This window comes from Chitinilyticum aquatile DSM 21506 (assembly GCF_000430805.1).
GTDB classification, from domain to species: Bacteria; Pseudomonadota; Gammaproteobacteria; order Burkholderiales; family Chitinibacteraceae; genus Chitinilyticum; species Chitinilyticum aquatile.
The window spans coordinates 190,042-205,369 of sequence record NZ_AUMS01000001.1; the positions used below are offsets into that span (position 1 = coordinate 190,042).

16 protein-coding genes are annotated in these 15,328 nt (G+C 58.9%); 12 read left to right on the plus strand and 4 right to left on the minus strand.

The window, feature by feature from the left end:
* The first annotated feature begins 4 nt into the window (after nt 1-4).
* The 11 genes from hisS (at nt 5) to H559_RS0100985 (ending at nt 10,916) form a co-directional block, all read left to right on the plus strand.
* Nucleotides 5-1,273 carry a histidine--tRNA ligase gene (gene hisS, locus H559_RS0100935; protein ID WP_028451130.1) on the plus strand — a complete coding sequence of 423 codons (1,269 nt, stop codon included), beginning with the start codon at nt 5-7 and terminating at the stop codon, nt 1,271-1,273.
* A gap of 29 nt (nt 1,274-1,302) precedes the next feature.
* Nucleotides 1,303-1,932, plus strand: a complete 630-nt coding sequence (locus H559_RS0100940) for a YfgM family protein (protein WP_028451131.1) — start codon at nt 1,303-1,305, stop codon at nt 1,930-1,932.
* On the plus strand, nt 1,932-3,062 hold the full coding sequence (gene bamB, locus H559_RS0100945; RefSeq protein WP_051278787.1) for an outer membrane protein assembly factor BamB: 1,131 nt from the start codon (nt 1,932-1,934) through the stop codon (nt 3,060-3,062). Before H559_RS0100940 ends, bamB begins: the two co-directional genes overlap by 1 nt.
* Nucleotides 3,063-3,070: 8 nt before the next feature.
* Complete coding sequence (gene der / locus H559_RS0100950; protein ID WP_028451133.1) at nt 3,071-4,468, plus strand: ribosome biogenesis GTPase Der; 1,398 nt, start codon at nt 3,071-3,073, stop codon at nt 4,466-4,468.
* Nucleotides 4,469-4,599: 131 nt separating this feature from the next.
* Complete coding sequence (hfq, locus tag H559_RS0100955) at nt 4,600-4,851, plus strand: RNA chaperone Hfq (RefSeq protein ID WP_028451134.1); 252 nt, start codon at nt 4,600-4,602, stop codon at nt 4,849-4,851.
* 90 nt (nt 4,852-4,941) lie between these two features.
* Nucleotides 4,942-6,048: a GTPase HflX gene (gene hflX, locus H559_RS0100960; RefSeq protein WP_028451135.1), complete on the plus strand. Its 1,107-nt coding sequence runs from the start codon at nt 4,942-4,944 to the stop codon at nt 6,046-6,048.
* The gene (gene hflK, locus H559_RS0100965) at nt 6,045-7,205 is read left to right on the plus strand and encodes an FtsH protease activity modulator HflK (protein ID WP_028451136.1); all 1,161 of its coding nucleotides are present in this window, start codon (nt 6,045-6,047) and stop codon (nt 7,203-7,205) included. The genes hflX and hflK overlap by 4 nt, the downstream gene beginning before the upstream one ends.
* 12 nt (nt 7,206-7,217) lie before the next feature.
* Nucleotides 7,218-8,096, plus strand: coding sequence for a protease modulator HflC (hflC, locus tag H559_RS0100970; RefSeq protein WP_028451137.1), 879 nt, complete (start codon nt 7,218-7,220; stop codon nt 8,094-8,096).
* Nucleotides 8,093-8,278 (plus strand): DUF2065 domain-containing protein, encoded by a 186-nt coding sequence (locus H559_RS0100975; RefSeq protein ID WP_028451138.1) that lies wholly within the window; start codon nt 8,093-8,095, stop codon nt 8,276-8,278. Before hflC ends, H559_RS0100975 begins: the two co-directional genes overlap by 4 nt.
* Before the next feature lie 63 nt (nt 8,279-8,341).
* Entirely contained in the window at nt 8,342-9,493 is a 1,152-nt protein-coding gene (locus tag H559_RS0100980; RefSeq protein WP_028451139.1) for an ATP phosphoribosyltransferase regulatory subunit, read from the plus strand.
* Between the two features lie 127 nt (nt 9,494-9,620).
* On the plus strand, nt 9,621-10,916 hold the full coding sequence (locus H559_RS0100985) for an adenylosuccinate synthase (RefSeq protein ID WP_028451140.1): 1,296 nt from the start codon (nt 9,621-9,623) through the stop codon (nt 10,914-10,916).
* Between the two features lie 122 nt (nt 10,917-11,038).
* Here H559_RS0100985 and mscL read toward each other — a convergent pair whose 3' ends face one another.
* Nucleotides 11,039-11,464 (minus strand): large conductance mechanosensitive channel protein MscL, encoded by a 426-nt coding sequence (gene mscL / locus H559_RS0100990; protein WP_028451141.1) that lies wholly within the window; start codon nt 11,462-11,464, stop codon nt 11,039-11,041.
* A gap of 143 nt (nt 11,465-11,607) precedes the next feature.
* Between mscL and H559_RS0100995 the strand changes: the two genes are divergently transcribed.
* Nucleotides 11,608-12,117, plus strand: a complete 510-nt coding sequence (locus H559_RS0100995) for a DUF1993 domain-containing protein (protein WP_028451142.1) — start codon at nt 11,608-11,610, stop codon at nt 12,115-12,117.
* A gap of 91 nt (nt 12,118-12,208) precedes the next feature.
* Here H559_RS0100995 and lolD read toward each other — a convergent pair whose 3' ends face one another.
* The 3 genes from lolD to H559_RS18275 form a co-directional block, all read right to left on the minus strand.
* Nucleotides 12,209-12,922, minus strand: coding sequence for a lipoprotein-releasing ABC transporter ATP-binding protein LolD (gene lolD, locus H559_RS0101000; RefSeq protein WP_051278788.1), 714 nt, complete (start codon nt 12,920-12,922; stop codon nt 12,209-12,211).
* Complete coding sequence (locus tag H559_RS0101005; protein ID WP_028451144.1) at nt 12,915-14,150, minus strand: lipoprotein-releasing ABC transporter permease subunit; 1,236 nt, start codon at nt 14,148-14,150, stop codon at nt 12,915-12,917. The genes lolD and H559_RS0101005 overlap by 8 nt, the downstream gene beginning before the upstream one ends.
* A gap of 375 nt (nt 14,151-14,525) precedes the next feature.
* Nucleotides 14,526-15,326: a ParA family protein gene (locus H559_RS18275; RefSeq protein ID WP_051278789.1), complete on the minus strand. Its 801-nt coding sequence runs from the start codon at nt 15,324-15,326 to the stop codon at nt 14,526-14,528.
* Nucleotides 15,327-15,328 lie beyond the last annotated feature (2 nt).

Here is a 15,328-nt window from a genome sequence, read left to right on the forward strand (position 1 = left end):
GTTTATGGCAAATACTATTCAAGGTATCCGCGGCATGAATGATGTGCTGCCGCAGGATAGTGCGCGGTGGCTGCACGTGGAGCAGGTGTTCCGTGACTGGGCTGCGGCATACGGTTACAAGAACATCCGCATGCCGATTGTCGAGCCGACCGGCCTCTTTGTGCGCGGCGTAGGCGAGCACACCGACATTGTCGAGAAGGAAATGTACTCGTTCGAGGACAGCCTGAACGGGGAGAAGCTGACGCTGCGCCCGGAAGGGACTGCAGGCTGCGTGCGCGCCTGCATCGAGCATGCGCTGCTGTACAACCAGACCCAGCGCCTGTGGTATATCGGTCCGATGTTCCGGCATGAACGCCCGCAAAAGGGTCGCTATCGGCAGTTCCACCAGCTGGGTATTGAAGCGTTCGGCTTTGACGGCCCGGACGTCGACGCCGAGCTGATCGTCATGCTGGCTGATCTCTGGCAGCGGCTTGGCCTTGCCGGCATGCAGCTGGAACTGAATTCGCTGGGCAACGCCGATGAGCGTGCTGCGCACCGTGTGGCACTGATTGCGTATCTGGAAAAATTCATCGACATTCTCGATGAGGATGGCAAGCGGCGGCTGTATACCAATCCGCTGCGCGTGCTGGATACGAAAAATCCGGCCTTGCAGAAAATGGCCGAGCAGGCGCCGAAATTGTCCGAATTTCTGGGGGAAGAATCCCGCCTGCATCTGGCTGGCGTTCGTGCCCGCCTGGATGCGGCTGGCATCTCGTATACATTGAATGATCGCCTGGTGCGCGGGCTTGATTATTACAATCGCACCGTTTTCGAGTGGACCACCACCGAATTGGGGGCGCAGGCAACCGTTGCTGCCGGTGGCAGGTATGATGGCCTGGTTGAGCAGCTGGGCGGAAAGTCATGCCCTGCAGTCGGTTTTGCCATCGGCATCGAGCGCCTGCTGCTGTTGCTGGAAGCCCAGGGTATTGCCTGTGCAGGCGAAGCGGCCGATGTGTATCTGGTGCATCAGGGCGATGAAGCCGCAGCTCTGGCTTTCACGACTGCGATCACCTTGCGCAAGGCTGGTCTGGCTGTCGTTCTGCATGCCGGTGGAGGCAGTTTCAAGTCGCAATTCAAGAAGGCGGATGCATCCGGAGCACGCTTTGCGGTCGTGATCGGGGAGAGTGAGGCGCTAGCCGGACAGGCCAGCCTCAAGACGCTGACCGGTGAGGGGCAGGGTGAACAACGTACCCTGGCAATTGCAGATCTTGCTGCGGCAATCGCGGCAGGCTGAACAAATAATACTGAACAGGGGTTACCCGAATGGCTGCATTTGATTTGCAAGAACAGGAACAACTCGCCCAACTGAAGGCCTGGTGGATCGACTGGGGGCGATATCTGGCAGCGGTCTTGCTGGCCGCCTTGCTGGGCTTTCTCGCCTGGCAGGGATGGCAGGCATGGCAACGCCATGTGAATGAACAGGCGAGCGCAGAATTCATCAAGCTCCAAGATGTGGCCGCTGATCCGGCTCAATTCCAGAAACAGCTGCAGACGCTGAAGGAAAGCTATGCCGGGACGGCCTATGCCTCGCGTGGTGCGCTGCTGGCCGCCATGCTGGCCTACACGCAAGGGCAGGCTCCTGCCGCGCGCGCCGAACTGCAATGGGCGCTGGATCATTCCGCAGAAGCGACGGTACGCGATCTCAGTCGTCTGCGACTGGCAGGCATTGCACTGGATGACAAGAAGTATGATGAAGCGCTGGCACTGGTCAAGGCGCCGGAAGAAAGCAGCTTCTCGGCCATTTTTGCCGAAATGCGCGGCGATGCCTACCTCCTCAAGGGAGACAAGGGGGCGGCCCGTGATGCCTATCAGCAGGCCCTGGCCAAAACCAGCAAGGAACTACCGAATTACCGCCTGATTGAATTCAAGATCGACGCCCTTGGAGCCAAATGATGTCGATGAAGCATTTCGGAATCGCCTCCTGCGTACTGCTGCTGCTCACCGCATGCGGTACGACCAGCAATGCGCCGGAACCCAATTCGTTGCCAGTGGTCGCCCAGAAAGCGGCGACCTCGGTGCGCTGGAGCTCGTCAATCGGCGGGAGCACCGATTACCGTTTCCGCCCTGCGATCGGGCGTGACACGATCGCTGTTGCCGGAGCTCCCAACCAGCTAGCGCTGCTGGACAAAGCCAGCGGGCAAGCCCGCTGGACCGTGACGCTGGATCGACCGATTGCCGGTGGAGTTGGCCTGGATGACAAGCTGGTCGTTGTGGGGACTCTGAAGGGTGAGGTCATTGCATTCAGTCATACCGGCCAGCAGCTATGGACAGCTCGCGCTACCAGCGAGGTGATTGCCCCACCGGCCGTCGGCAACGGGCTCGTGCTTGTTCGCAGTGTGGATGGCCGTATTTCAGCATTCAGCACTGAGGATGGCGCCCTGAAGTGGTTCTATCAACGCCAGCAGCCCGGTCTGCTGTTGCGGAATTTTGCCGCCCCCCTGATCAGTGATGGTGTCGCCTATGTGGGCTTGCCGGCAGGCCGGATGGTGGCTCTCAACATGGCGGATGGTCGTGTGCGCTGGGATGCTCCGATTGCGCTGCCACGCGGCGTGTCCGAGCTTGAGCGCGTGACTGATATCGTTGCAACTCCGGTGGTTGCCAATGGCAATGTGTGTGCCGTGGCGTTCCAGGGTCGGGTGGCCTGCGTTGATGCGCAGTCCGGGACGCTGCTCTGGACGCGTGAGGCATCCAGCTGGTCCGGCCTGACGATGGACGAGCAGGGCGTCTATCTTACCGATGATAAAGGTGCGGTCGTCGCGCTTGACCGCACGACGGGGCGTAACCTGTGGCGGCAGGACAAGCTGGCATTCCGTGCCCTGAGTGCGCCGGCAATCACCGGGCCCTATCTGCTGGTGGCAGACTTTGAAGGTTATCTGCACTGGCTGAATCGTGAGGATGGTGCGTTTGTTGCCCAGCGTCCAACCGATGGCGCACGTGTTGTTGTACCGCCGCAGCCGCTGGCGGATGATCTGGTTCTGGTGCAGACCGCCAAGGGTGGTTTGTACGCATATGGTGTGAAGTAAGGAATTTGATGAAACCCACGATTGCTCTGGTTGGCCGGCCGAATGTTGGCAAATCAACCCTGTTTAACCGGTTGACCAAGTCGCGTGATGCGCTGGTGGCAGATCAGCCCGGCCTGACGCGGGATCGCCACTACGGACACGGCCGCGTGGGTGAAAAACCCTATCTGGTCGTTGATACCGGTGGTTTCGAGCCGGTTGTCGACGAAGGCATCATGTTTGAAATGGCCAAGCAGACCCTGCAGGCCGTTGATGAAGCCGATGCTGTTGTCTTCATTGTTGATGGCCGTACCGGGCTCACGCCGCATGACAAGATCATTGCGAATCGCCTGCGGCAGGGCTCCCGTCCCGTATGGCTTGCGGTCAACAAGATCGAAGGGATGAATCAGAGCATCGTTACTTCCGAGTTCTTCGAGCTGGGGCTTGGCGAGCCTGCCGCGATTTCTGCTAGCCATGGCGAAGGGGTCCGCACGCTCATCAATGACATTCTGGCCGATTTTCCCGAGCCGGAGCCGGAGGAAGAGCCCGACCATCCGAAGTTTGTGATTGTCGGGCGGCCCAATGTCGGGAAATCAACGCTGGTGAATGCCGTGCTTGGTGAAGACCGGGTTATTGCCTTTGATGCTCCTGGAACCACTCGCGACTCGATTTACATCGATTTCGAGCGTAATGGCGGTCAATACACCATTATCGATACGGCAGGTGTCCGCCGTCGCGGCAAAGTGACCGACATGATCGAGAAGTTCTCGGTCGTGAAAACCATCCAGGCGATCGAGGATGCGAATGTTGCCGTGCTGGTGCTCGATGCCACGCAAGATGTGTCGGATCAGGATGCACGTGTAGCCAGTTTCGTGCTTGAAGCGGGCAGAGCTCTGGTGGTGGCAGTCAACAAGTGGGAAGTGGCAACCCAGGAACAGAAAGACCAGATCAAGCGTGATATTGCCCGCAAGCTGGCTTTTCTTGATTTTGCCAAGTTTCACCATATCTCTGCACTGCAGGGCAAGGGTGTTGCGGATCTGTTTGGCTCGATCGATCAGGCCTATGCTGCGGCGATGGTGAAAATCCCGACGCCCAAGCTGACCCGCGCGCTGCAGCTTGCGCTGGAGCGCCAGCAGCCCCCGCTGGCTGGCAAAGTCCGTCCCAAAATGCGCTATGCGCACCAGGGTGGAACAAATCCGCCAGTAGTTGTGATTCACGGCAATGCGCTGGAGCAGGTTCCTGCCTCATACTGGCGCTATCTTGAGCATACGTTCATCAAAATGTTCAAGTTACAGGGGACGCCACTGCGAGTACAGTTCAAGAAGAGCGATAATCCGTTCGAAGTCAAGCCTGCGGCAACCGCCAAGATGAACCCGCGGATGAAGACCAAACATCGCAGCAAGCTGGCTGGTAAAAAGGCGAAAAAGTAGAAGCTTTCAAATTGCTTAGGTGGATCTACCTATTGGCTTTTTACGGGGGCTGTACTATAAGCGTAAGACGCAGTTAACTGCGAACCCATTTATTGTGGTACCAAATAACGCAAAAGTCGGAGAACTAAAAAATGAGTGCCAAGGGGCAAATGTTGCAGGACCCGTTTCTGAATATCCTTCGCAAGGAACACGTGCCAGTGTCGATCTATCTTGTCAATGGCATCAAGTTGCAAGGTCAGATCGAGTCGTTCGATCAGTATGTCGTCCTGCTGCGCAATACGGTTACGCAGATGGTTTACAAACATGCCATTTCGACCGTTGTTCCATCCCGTCCTGTCAATATTCCGCACGACTCGCCGTCTGCCGCGACTCTCGAAGCCTGACAGCCTGGAAGTTAAGGTACCCCGCAGGGCTTGCCCTAGCGGGGTTTTTGACTTTCTGCATGATTTCTGTACTTTACCCGCGAGTGAGTGATGTTTGAGCGACATAAAAAGGGCGAGGATGCCATTCTGGTTTGCCTCGATTTTGGTGATCCCGATTATCGCGATGATGTCGATGAATTCGTGCAGCTGGTCAGCTCTGCGGGCGTTACTCCGCTCCATGTGGTGGAAGGCAAGCGCTCGCGTCCTGATCCTGCTTTCTTTGCGGGTACGGGCAAGGCGGAAGAAATTGCGCTGGCCGTGAGGTCCCATGGTGCCGAGCTGGTCATTTTCAATCACCAGCTTTCACCCGCACAGGAGCGAAATCTCGAGCGAGTGCTGCAGTGTCGTGTGCTTGACCGGACTACCCTGATTCTGGACATCTTCGCCCAGCGTGCGCGCACGTCGGAAGGCAAGCTGCAGGTCGAGCTGGCCCAGCTCGCCCACATCCAGACCCGTTTGATTCGTGGCTGGACTCACCTTGAACGTCAGAAGGGCGGGATTGGCCTGCGCGGACCGGGGGAAACACAGCTTGAAACGGACCGGCGCCTGATCGGTGGTCGTGTCAAGCGCCTGAAGGCCCAGCTCGCCACAGTCCAGAAACAGCGCAGTACGCAGCGCCGGGCGAGGCAGCGCCGGGGCGAATTCACCGTGTCCATCGTTGGTTATACCAATGCCGGGAAATCGACGCTTTTCAATGCACTGACCAAGGCCAAGCTGTATGCAGCCGACCAGCTGTTTGCAACACTGGACACAACTTCGCGCAAGCTCTACCTTGATTCCGAGCATTCCGTCATTATCTCCGATACGGTGGGCTTTATCCGCCAACTGCCACATACACTGGTTGCTGCATTTAGGGCAACGCTGGAAGAAACGGTCGAAGCTGACCTTCTGTTGCATGTCGTGGATGTCAGCCATCCCTTGCGGGATATGCAGATCAGTGAAGTCAACAAGGTATTAAATGAAATCGGTGCGGAACAGATTCCGCAATTGCTGGTCTGGAATAAAATCGATTTGCGCGACCAGCCGGCAGGCCTCGAATATGACGAATCAGGCAGGGTGATTGCTGCGCGCGTCAGTGCGAAGCAGGGCCTGGGGCTTGATGAGCTGCGTCGCGCACTGATTGAAACAATGAACCAATCCGTCAAGGAAGATGAATGAGCAATGATCCGCAACGCGGTGGCCGCAAGGATGGCCCGCCGGAAATCGACGAGATTTTCCGTTCGTTAAGCGCCAAGGTAAACACGCTGTTTGGCGGGGGGCGCAATCCGGTGCAGCCTTCCGGTAACGGCGGTTTCGGATCCGGTAGCGCAGGTATTGTCGCGGCCGTTGTACTGGCCCTCTGGGCCGCCAGTGGCCTCTATATCGTTGACGAACGGGAAAACGCCGTTGTTACCCAGTTCGGACGTTATGTCGATACGGTCACCTCGCCCGGCCTGCACTGGCATCTGCCCTGGCCGGTCCAGCGCAGCGAACTGGTCAACATGACCGAAATCCGCAAGGTTGAACTGGGAATGAAAGGCGCGGATGGCAACATGATGCTTACCGCGGACCAGAACGTCATTGAAGTCCAGCTCAGTGTCCAGTACACGCTGAATAATGCGCGTGACTATCTGTTCAATAACAAGTTGAAGGAAGAAGACGGCAGCGATTTGGTCAACCAGGTTGCTGAATCGGCAATCCGCGAGGTCGTAGGGCGCAGTCAGGTTGATGCCGTGCTTAACGAGGGGCGCAGCAAGATCAGCGATGACACCAAGGATCTGATGCAGAAGCTGCTTGACCGCTACAAGTCCGGCGTAACCATTGCCCGGGTCAATATTGGTGACGTTCAGGCTCCGAAGGAAGTGCAGGAGGCCTTCAGCGATGCAGTGAAGGCCAGGCAGGATCTGAACCGGCTGATCAATGAAGGTCGGGCTTATTACAACGAAGTGGTGCCGCGCGCCAGCGGTACGGCTGCAAAATTGCTGCAGGAAGCCGAGGGTTACAAGCAGCAGGTTGTTTCGCGCGCCGAGGGTGAAGCGGATCGCTTCAACAGGATCGCTGCCGAATATGCCAAGGCACCGCAGGTTACACGTGACCGCATGTACTACGACACGATGCAGCAGGTGCTGAAAGGCTCGACCAAGGTGCTGATTGATCAGAAGGCTGGAGGCAATCTGCTTTACCTGCCTCTGGACAAGCTCATTCAGGCGAGTGACGGTGGTGCACCCGCTTCGGTTTCCGAAGCAAAGGCGGCAGAAACGCCAGCCATCAAGCCGTCTGCCGAATCCCCGCGTGCAGCAGCGCCGCTGCGCAACGCTGAACGCGAAGGCCGTTGAAAGGAATAAGCCATGAATCGATTGATTACCATTGCCGCTGCGGTATTGCTCGGGCTGTTTGCTTTCTTCCTGTCATTCTTTACCGTTGACGAGAAACACAGCGCCGTTGTTTTCCAGTTTTCCGAAGCCAAGCGCATCATCCAGAAACCGGGCATCTATTTCAAAGTGCCTTTTCTGCAGGAAGTGAAGCGCTTTGACCGTCGCATCCAGACCATTGATGAGTCAACGCCGGCGCGCATCCAGACTTCCGAAAAGATGAACGTGCTGGCCGATACCTACATCAAGTGGCAGATTGCCGATGTGGAGAAGTATTACAAGGCGGTCGGTCTGAACGAACTCAAGGCAACCGAACGCTTGCGTTCTACCGTCAACAAGATGCTGCGCGACGAATTCGGCAAGCGCACAGTCCAGGACGTCATCACCGGAAAACGCGATGAAGTCATGCGCGAGTTGCGCAAGGTGGCTGATGCCGATGCGGAAGCCATTGGCGTGCGCATTGTCGATGTTCGCCTCAAGCGTGTCGAGCTTGAAACAGCCACACTGAATTCGGTCTATGAGCGCATGCGTTCCGAGCGCAAGACTGAAGCAAACAAATTGCGCTCGGAAGGCGCGGCTCAGGCCGACAAGATCCGCGGTGATGCCGACAAGCAGAAGGAAATTGTTCTCGCCGATGCCTACAACAAGGCGCAAAGCATGATGGGTGAGGGTGACGCCAAGGCTGCGGCAATCTATGCCGCCGCCTATGGCAAGAATCCGGAGTTCTATGCCTTTTACAAGAGCATGGATGCCTACAAGGAAAGCTTCGGCAAGAAGAGCGATGTGATGGTGCTTGATCCCAGCTCCGAATTCTTCAAGTACATGAAGAACCCGCGCGCGGGAGGCGCCAAGTGATCGACTCCGCCTGGATGGCGCTGGGGCTGATGCTGGTGTTCGAAGGGATGATGCCCTTCGCGATGCCGGCGCTCTGGCGCAATGCCATGCTCAATCTGGCCGCGCTGCCCGATCGCCAGATCCGGCTGATCGGTCTGGGTGGGCTGCTGGCAGGCTGCGCCGTGGTCATGCTCGCTGCTTGACGATAAAATGATGTTTTGCCCGCGCCATGTCGTGCGCGGGCCTTATTGTGTGTGTCCGAGACAATGCGAAACTGGATTCTTCCCGAGTATATTTCCGACGTTCTTCCTTCCGAAGCACGTCAAATCGAGGCCATGCGCCGCAATTTGCTGGATCTTTTCGCACGCTACGGCTACGAACTGGTGCAGCCGCCGCTGGTCGAGTACGTTGAATCCCTGTTCACGCAGGATGACCGGGCACTGGACCTGAAAACCTTCAAGCTGGTGGATGAACTGACTGGCCGCCAGATGGGCTTGCGCGCCGATATCACGCCGCAGGTAGCACGGATCGATGCCCATCTGCTCAATCGCCAAGGCGTTGCCCGGCTGTGCTATGCCGGTTCGGTGGTAACCACCCGCCCCGACGGCATTCTGGCCACGCGCGAGCCGCGCCAGATTGGAGCCGAGATTTATGGTGTTGCCGGCATTGCTGCCGATGTCGAAATTGTCGAGCTGATGGTAGAAAGCCTCTCGCTGGCTGGTGTTACCGATCTGCGTCTTGAAATCGGTCATCTGGGCCTCTTCAACGCACTGGCCGATGCCGCCGGCCTGCGTGGCGAGTTGCGGGAGCAGGTTTTCGTGGCCCTGCAGCAGAAAGATTCGCCGGGCTTGCGCGAGCTGACGGCAGATCTTTCCGCTGAAGCTGCTGCCGGCCTGCTGGCTCTGGCCAGCTGCTATGGCGATGGCGGCGTTATGGCTGAAGCACGTGCAGCGCTGCCGGCGCTGCCGGCGGTGACCGCTGCGCTTGATACACTGGAGTCGCTGCAGCAGGCACTGGCAGTGCGCGGCATCGAGATCGGTTTCGACCTCTCCGAACTGCACAGCAGCTATTACCATACCGGCCTTGTTTTCAATGCCTACACACCGGGTTTTGCCAATGCGGTGGCCCGTGGCGGCCGCTACGACTCGGTAGGCGAGAAATTCGGCCGCTCGCGTCCTGCCACCGGCTTCAGCCTTGATGTGCGCGCGCTCACGCAACTGCCATTTCCCTCGGTCAAGCCCGGTATTCTTGCTCCTGCCGGTGATGCGCCGGAACTCGTCGCTGCGATTCGCGCGCTGCGCCAGCAGGGCGAAACGGTCATTGTCGATCTGGGGGTGCAGGCGGACGAAGTGGCGTACGACCGCAAGCTGCAGCAGGCGGGAGACCAGTGGCAGGTGATTTCGCTGACTATGGGTTAGCGGAAAACCCTAACAGCAGGTATGATTGCGTTTTTACGGCACGGGAACGCCTTTGATGAGCGTTCCCGTGCCTTGTCTTGTGTAGTGCAAAGAATCAATTGCAACTGAAACGGCATCGAGGTTTTGAATGAGCAGAAACGTCGTCGTGATCGGCACCCAATGGGGCGATGAGGGCAAGGGCAAGATTGTTGACTGGCTGACCGATCACGCCCAGGGTGTGGTGCGCTTCCAGGGCGGTCACAATGCGGGTCACACACTGGTGGTCGGTGGCAAGAAAACCGTACTGCGCCTGATTCCTTCCGGCATCCTGCATGCAGGCAAGGCCTGCTTTATCGGCAACGGCGTTGTGCTTTCGCCCGAAGCCCTGCTGAAGGAAATCGACGAGCTCGACGCTGCCGGCATCGATGTTGCCAGCCGCCTGCGCATTTCCGAAGCGTGTCCGCTGATCCTGCCGTACCACATCGCACTGGATCAGGCGCGCGAAGCCGCCAAGGGCGAGAAGAAAATCGGTACCACCGGTCGCGGCATTGGCCCGGCTTACGAAGACAAGATCGCGCGTCGCTCGATCCGTCTGCAGGATATCTACCATCCGGAGCGTTTTGCCGCCAAGCTGCTGGAAAACCTCGAGTGGTACAACTTCCAGCTGGTGAACTACTTCAAGGCCGAACCGGTTGATTTCCAGAAGGTCTACGACGATACGCTCAAGCACGCCGAGCGCATCCGTCCGATGCTGGCCGACGTGTCGCGCACGCTGTACGACATGAACAAGGCGGGCCGTCCGCTGCTGTTCGAAGGCGCACAAGGCACGCTGCTCGACATCGATCATGGCACTTATCCGTTCGTGACCTCCAGCAACTGTGTGGCCGGTGCCGCAGCGCCCGGCTCAGGTGTTGCGCCGCAGATGCTGCAGTATGTGCTGGGCATCGTGAAGGCCTACACCACTCGCGTGGGTTCCGGTCCGTTCCCGACCGAGCTGTTTGATGATGTCGGCGCTGGTCTGGCCAAGCGTGGCAACGAATTCGGTTCCGTGACCGGCCGTCCGCGTCGCTGTGGCTGGTTTGATGCCGCTGCGCTGAAGCGCTCGATCCAGATCAACGGTGTTTCCGGCCTGTGCGTGACCAAGCTCGACGTAATGGACGGCATCGAAACCATCGAACTGTGCACCGGCTATATGCTCGACGGTGAAAAGATCGATATCCTGCCGGTGGGTGCCGAGCAGATCGCCCGCTGCACGCCGGTCTACGAATCCATGCCGGGCTGGTCCGAGTCCACCTTCGGTGTGAAGAAGTGGGAAGACCTGCCGGAAAACGCCCGCAAGTATCTGGAACGCATTGCCGAAGTCTGCGAAGCCCCGATCGATATCGTTTCGACCGGCCCGGATCGCGAGGAAACCATCGTGCTGCGTCATCCCTACGGCTGCTGATCAGCCCTGGAGTGAGCAACAAAAAACCCGCCTTGGCGGGTTTTTTGTTGTCCGGAATAAATGCTATTTTGGCGGGTATGTGGCTGCAGCGTTTTCAAATGAATGGCTGCATGGCCATACCCTTACTTTTTCAGCAGGTCGCGAATTTCGCGCAGCAGTTCGATGTCTTCCGGAGTGGCAACTGGCGCTTCCGGTGCCGGCGCTTCTTCGCGCTTGAGTTTGTTCATCGCCTTGACGACCAGAAATATGGCAAAGGCCACGATGATGAAGCTGATCAGCGTGTTGATGAACATGCCGATGTTCATGGTAACCGCGCCGGCGTCCTGTGCAGCTTTCAATGTGGCGTAGGGGCCGGCGACCTTGCCCTCCGCGAGCGTGACGAACAGATTGGCAAAATCCACCTTGCCGATGATGAAGCCCAGCGGCGGCATGATCACGTCTTTCACCAGAGAGTCGACAATCTTGCCGAATGCCGCGCCGATCACGACACCGACGGCCAGATCGATCACATTGCCACGCATGGCGAATTCGCGAAATTCCTTGAACATCCTGTAAATCTCCTGCAAATGGATAAAACAGTGCTGGGAAGTGCTGCTGCCAGCGTTTATAAAGCCCAAGTACACCAGCATTGCCGCTGCTTGGCAAGCAATGCCAGTTGCAGCTTCTTTCTCCACCGGACCCGGAGCTCCCCATGACCCTGACGCATTACAAAGTGATCGCCACGAGTTGCCACCGCATGCTCGGCAATCTGGCCGCCATTCTCGACAAGGCCGAGGCATGGGCTGTCGAGCGCAAGATCGATCCGCAGGTGCTGCTGCAAAGCCGGCTGGCACCCGATATGTACCCGCTGCTGCGCCAGGTGCAGATTGCGTCGGACGTGAGCAAGGGCGCGCTGGCGCGCCTGTCCGGGCAGACGGCGCCGAGCTTTGCCGATGATGAAAAAACGTTTCCCGAGCTGCAGGAACGCATCCGCCGCACGCAGGCCTATCTGGAAAGTTTCCGCCCGGACGATCTGGCAGAGGTCGGCCAGAAATCGATCACGCTGCCCTGGCTGCCCGATCAGCCCCTGCAGGGAGATTTCTACCTGCTGCACTTCGCGCTTCCCAACCTGTACTTCCACGTGAGCATGGCTTACGCCATCCTGCGTCACAACGGCGTGCCACTGGGCAAGGGCGATTTTCTGGGTGACCTTAATCATTGAGGGTATATGCCCATGGCCATTTCTGGTGAATGGCTATGGGTGCATACGTGTACAAGTATGATCTGCGGCCAAGCCGCTGCCTGACCGTGCTCTAGTTTTCGAGCCGGCCGTGGGTCAGCTTCAGCGTCCGGTCACAGCGTGCGGCGAGTTCGTTATCGTGCGTGACGATCACGATGCCGCTGCCGAGATCGCGCGCCAGGTCGAGCATCAGGGCAAAGACGCTATCGGCCGTGTCGCGGTCGAGGTTGCCGGTGGGCTCGTCGGCCAGCACGCAGGCCGGCTGTGTGACCAGTGCGCGGGCAATGGCCGCGCGCTGGCGCTCGCCACCGGACAGCTCGCCCGGCTTGTGGTGCGTGCGTGACGCCAGCCCCACTTTTTCCAGCATCGCTTCGGCCTGCTCGAGCGCCGCTTTGCGCGGCATGCGGCGGATGAAGAGCGGCATCGCCACATTTTCCGCAGCGGTAAATTCGGGCAGCAGGTGATGGAACTGGTAAACGAAGCCGAGGTGGCGGTTGCGCAGATCGCCACGGCGTCGGCTATCGAGCGCAAACGGATTTTGCCCGAGCAGGCTGACGCTGCCGGCATCGGGCTGGTCAAGTGCACCCAGGCAGTGCAGCAGGGTGGATTTGCCCGAGCCGGAAGCACCGACAATCGCCACGATCTCGCCGCGCTGCAGGCTGAAATCGACATCGTGCAGAACGGGCGTGGCCAGCTTGCCGCTCTGGTAGGTTCTGCCCAGTCCCTGCGCACTCAGAATGAGTTCGCCAGAAGGCTGTTCGCTTGTGTGGAGGGCGGAATTATTCATAGCGCAGTGCCTCGGCCGGATTGATGCGCGCGGCGCGCCAGCTCGGGTAAACGGTAGCCAGCAGTGCCAGCAGCAGGGAAATGATCGCGATGCTCACGACATCGCCCGGAATTACGCGCGAGGGCAGCTCGGTAATCAGGTAGACATCGGCCGAGAGGATGCGGGCACCAATCAGGCGTTCGATCTGCGGCACGATGACGCCGATGTTTTTCGCCACCAGTACGCCACCGATTACGCCGGCGGCTGTGCCGACAAAGCCCGAAATCGCGCCCTGGATCATGAAAATGCGCAGGATGCTGCCGGGCGATGCGCCCAGTGTGCGCAGGATGGCAATATCGGCCTGCTTGTCGGTCACCAGCATGACCAGTGTGGAAACCAGATTGAAGGCAGCAACGGCGACGATCAGCGTCAGGATGATGAACATCATGCGCTTTTCGATTTCGACCGCACGGAAGTAGGTGGGGTTTTCGTGCGTCCAGTCATTCACATAGAGATTGGGCAGCTCGACGTTGATTTTCGGTGCCAGCTGGCGTGCCAGCATGATGTCGGACAGTTTGACGTGCACGCCGCTGACCGCGTCGCCCATGCGGAACAGGCGCTGCGCATCCTGGATGTTGAGCAGCGCCAGCCCGGCGTCGTAGGGATAGTAATCAGCCTTGAATACGCCAACCACCTTGAACTGCTTGAGGCGCGGAATCATGCCTGCCGGCGTAACCTGGCCCTGCGGTGTGATCAGCGTGACCTTGTCGCCCAGATTCACGCCCAGCTCGCGCGCCATTTCCCAGCCCAGCACGATGTTGAATTCGCCGGCTTTCAAGTCATCAAGTTTGCCGATCTCCATTTTCTGCGGAATCTCGCTCACTGCCGCTTCATGCTGCGGATCGACACCGCGCACCAGCGTACCCTTGACCTGCTCGCCGCTGGTCAGCAGGCCCTGGCCCAGCACGAAGGGTGCGCTGCCCAGTACCTGATCATGCCGGCTGGCGATGTCGGCGGCGTGTTCCCAGTCATACAGCTGGCCATCCGGTGCGGCAATCGTCATGTGGGCGGTCATGCCGAGGATGCGGTTGCGCACTTCCTCCTGAAAGCCGTTCATGACCGAGAGCACGATGATCAGCGCGGCGACGCCAAGCGCGATGCCGAGAATGGATACCAGCGAAATGAAGGAGATGAAGCCGTTGCGGCGTTTGGCGCGCGTATAGCGCAGGCCGAGGAGGAGTTCGAACATGGCAGAGTCGGTTTTACTTGCGGCCGGATTGGATCGCGAGCGCGCAGTTTACCATTGTGCAGCGCAGGAAAGGCCGACATTTGCACACTGGCATGTGCCAGCGCGGCTCAGAACCTGTTCATGATCTTTTCACGTCAGCGCCGGCCCGTAAAACGGTCAGGCACACGGCGTACGACGCAGCCAATAACGCGTTATTGGCAAGGAGTGCAACACAGTGAATGACCGTTTTACGGGCCGGCCCTTCGGGTTCATGGCCTTGCCGACAGATCACCGCGTTACGTGCCGCTTGTGGTGCTTGCACCACGGCGCGACCCGCGCCTTGTGCTTTGCCGGCACCGCCATGAACGCTGGCGCGAAAAGATCATGAACAGGTTCTCAGAGGCTGAGCAGCGACTGCTCGCGGCTGGACGGCGTGGCGTGCATCAGGCCCTGCTCGACCAGCTCGTCGAGCAGGAAGGCGAAATCGGTGCCGCCGCTGCCATTGGGCGTCGAGGTGAAAACGTCGGTGCCGGCGCCGATGGCCTCGATGATGTCGATGTTCTCGTGAATGCGCGTCTGCAGCACTTCGCCGGGGTAGTGGCGATTGAGCTGCTGCAGGATTTTCTGCGAGGTGGGCGAATTGGTCTGGTAGCGGTTCAGCAGATAGCGACGCGGCACGCGCGGCTGGAATTTCTCGAGACCGGCCAGCGTATTGTCGAGCAGGTGCGCGCCGTTGAGTGCCAGATATTCGGCAGCAACAGGAATCAGCACCATGTCGGCGGCGAGCAGTGCGGAAAAGGCCAGCACCCCCAGCATCGGGCTGCAGTCGATGATGATGGGAATGTCGCTGCCGGCCAGCATTTCGGCTTCCAGTGCCAGCTTGAGGCGCCAGAGGTTGTCGCGATGCCGGCTGACCTGTGCGTCGATGCGCGAGAGCTCAATGTGCGAGGGGATGAAGTGGACATGGCGATCCAGCGGCCGGGCCAGATCAAGCAGCTGCGTGGTGCCCTGGTAAAAGGTGTAGATCGATTCGCTGACCTTGGTCTGCGGGCGCCATACCGAGGTCAGGTGCGCTTGCGGGTCCAGATCGATGACGATGGTTTCCACGCCATTGCGCGCCAGTGCTGCAGCCAGATGCACCGTTACGGTGGTTTTTCCCACCCCGCCTTTCTGGTTGAATACGGCAATGACGCTCATGA

Excerpts from the sequence above, each read along its gene's own strand:
- hisS (WP_028451130.1), top strand. The coding sequence starts at position 5 with ATGGCAAATACTATTCAAGGTATCCGCGGCATGAATGATGTGCTGCCG.
- H559_RS0100940 (WP_028451131.1), top strand. The coding sequence starts at position 1,303 with ATGGCTGCATTTGATTTGCAAGAACAGGAACAACTCGCCCAACTGAAG.
- bamB (WP_051278787.1), top strand. The coding sequence starts at position 1,932 with ATGTCGATGAAGCATTTCGGAATCGCCTCCTGCGTACTGCTGCTGCTC.
- der (WP_028451133.1), top strand. The coding sequence starts at position 3,071 with ATGAAACCCACGATTGCTCTGGTTGGCCGGCCGAATGTTGGCAAATCA.
- hfq (WP_028451134.1), top strand. The coding sequence starts at position 4,600 with ATGAGTGCCAAGGGGCAAATGTTGCAGGACCCGTTTCTGAATATCCTT.
- hflX (WP_028451135.1), top strand. The coding sequence starts at position 4,942 with ATGTTTGAGCGACATAAAAAGGGCGAGGATGCCATTCTGGTTTGCCTC.
- hflK (WP_028451136.1), top strand. The coding sequence starts at position 6,045 with ATGAGCAATGATCCGCAACGCGGTGGCCGCAAGGATGGCCCGCCGGAA.
- hflC (WP_028451137.1), top strand. The coding sequence starts at position 7,218 with ATGAATCGATTGATTACCATTGCCGCTGCGGTATTGCTCGGGCTGTTT.
- H559_RS0100980 (WP_028451139.1), top strand. The coding sequence starts at position 8,342 with ATGCGAAACTGGATTCTTCCCGAGTATATTTCCGACGTTCTTCCTTCC.
- H559_RS0100985 (WP_028451140.1), top strand. The coding sequence starts at position 9,621 with ATGAGCAGAAACGTCGTCGTGATCGGCACCCAATGGGGCGATGAGGGC.
- mscL (WP_028451141.1), bottom strand. The coding sequence starts at position 11,464 with ATGTTCAAGGAATTTCGCGAATTCGCCATGCGTGGCAATGTGATCGAT.
- H559_RS0100995 (WP_028451142.1), top strand. The coding sequence starts at position 11,608 with ATGACCCTGACGCATTACAAAGTGATCGCCACGAGTTGCCACCGCATG.
- lolD (WP_051278788.1), bottom strand. The coding sequence starts at position 12,922 with ATGAATAATTCCGCCCTCCACACAAGCGAACAGCCTTCTGGCGAACTC.
- H559_RS0101005 (WP_028451144.1), bottom strand. The coding sequence starts at position 14,150 with ATGTTCGAACTCCTCCTCGGCCTGCGCTATACGCGCGCCAAACGCCGC.
- H559_RS18275 (WP_051278789.1), bottom strand. The coding sequence starts at position 15,326 with ATGAGCGTCATTGCCGTATTCAACCAGAAAGGCGGGGTGGGAAAAACC.